The organism is Halonotius pteroides, from assembly GCF_003605635.1.
Taxonomy (GTDB): Archaea; Halobacteriota; Halobacteria; order Halobacteriales; family Haloferacaceae; genus Halonotius; species Halonotius pteroides.
Genome location: NZ_QMDW01000070.1, coordinates 1 through 1,377, shown reverse-complemented (window position 1 = coordinate 1,377; position 1,377 = coordinate 1). Strand labels below are relative to the sequence as shown.

The 1,377-nt window shown below is 55.9% G+C and carries 1 protein-coding gene; it reads right to left on the bottom strand.

All coding sequences use genetic code 11. From position 1 onward, the window contains the following. Positions 1 to 185: 185 nt before the first annotated feature. Positions 186 to 1,331 (bottom strand): ISH3 family transposase, encoded by a 1,146-nt coding sequence (locus DP106_RS15065; protein ID WP_120086620.1) that lies wholly within the window; start codon positions 1,329 to 1,331, stop codon positions 186 to 188. Positions 1,332 to 1,377: the final 46 nt, after the last annotated feature.

The following is a 1,377-nucleotide window of genomic DNA, read 5'->3' as shown; positions in this document are numbered from 1 at the left end:
TCAGTCGATCACATTGAGAAGTTCACTGTCTCCGATAGTGGAGGCTAAATCGGTAGTTTCGGTAGCTATCTGAGCGTCAAGGTATCGTGAACAGGAGCTTCTGGTCTCGGCCGTCGCTGTCGGCGGCGATCTGCCGCCGACGCGACAGTGTCGCCACTCACGACTGCCGCCCATGTTGGCGACAACTATCGGAAGAACCGCTCGTCCAGTGTTTGATTCGCTGGAACAGATCGACGAACGCCAAGCACTGTCCACGCTGCTCGGAGTACCATCTCACAGAATTCGAGGAACGACCACTCCCAGAGGTGGCGGCCGCCGCGTCGCGGCGCCGCCACGTACTTCCAATGGAGGTATCGCCAGCTGTTCTGGAGGACGAGGCTCACAACAAACAGCAGCAGCCGCAATCCAGCGTCACGAGAACTGGTCATAGCGAGGCTTTGCTTGACTAATCGGTAGCTCGATTCGATGCCAAACCGTTTGCTGTAGTGGTGTCTGGCATCACGTGATGTGTCGATAAACGGCGCGTCAGCGGCGTAGCCGTGACGCGCCACCCCGTGCTCGTCGTATCGTCCTCGCTGGTAGACGCAGTCGATGAACACAGGAAACGTCACTTTCCCGGCGAGTTCATGCTCAATTTCACGGCTCCACCCTCTGTTGAGTTCGTCCTGTATCGTTTCGCCCCATTTGATGATCGGAACGACGTAGGCGTAATTGTAGGCGTACAGCAGGGTGAGACAGGTGCTATTGTAGAATCCACGGTCGAGGTAGACGGCCTTGACGCCGAGGTCAAGGCCGTCAAGCAGTTCGAGGAACTCACCGAGGACATCACCGGTGGTTTCGCCAGCGGTGAGCTGGCGAACCGCCAAGGTATACCGCTTGTTTCGTACTCGTGCGTAGAGCGTCGCATAGGCGTGAAATGCCGTAGTACCACGTTTCGCTTTCGAGAAATACAGTGCCTCTGTCTCCTCCTCTTCACCGTAGTAGGGGTCGAGGTGGAGGTCAGTACAGACCTCCACCGGTCGATCAGGGAGTGTCTCAAGCGTATCTCGTTGGAGGAGCGTGTCTCCAACCGACTCCACGGAGTCGAGATCAAACTGATCGGTGAGATGTCCACGAACCGTATTGGGATGTGGTGAGTCCTCAGTAGTATCACAGACGTGATTGATTGAGGTTCCGCCGGTGCTGGCACCGGCGAGAACCTCGTAGAGCTTCTCAGCCGTGACCTCAACGTTATCTCCGAGATCCAGCGAGAGCTCCTCATCAAGACTGCTGACGACGAAATTAAGCAGATGTTCCTCTTTTAGTTCGTTGTCTGCTGGGGACGAGTGCATATCTTCTCCAAGCAGACACTCAAACTAACCCGATGTGATCGACTGA

What these genes read in the sequence shown, in the direction of transcription:
- DP106_RS15065 (WP_120086620.1), bottom strand. Translation starts at nt 1,331, where the DNA reads ATGCACTCGTCCCCAGCAGACAACGAACTAAAAGAGGAACATCTGCTT.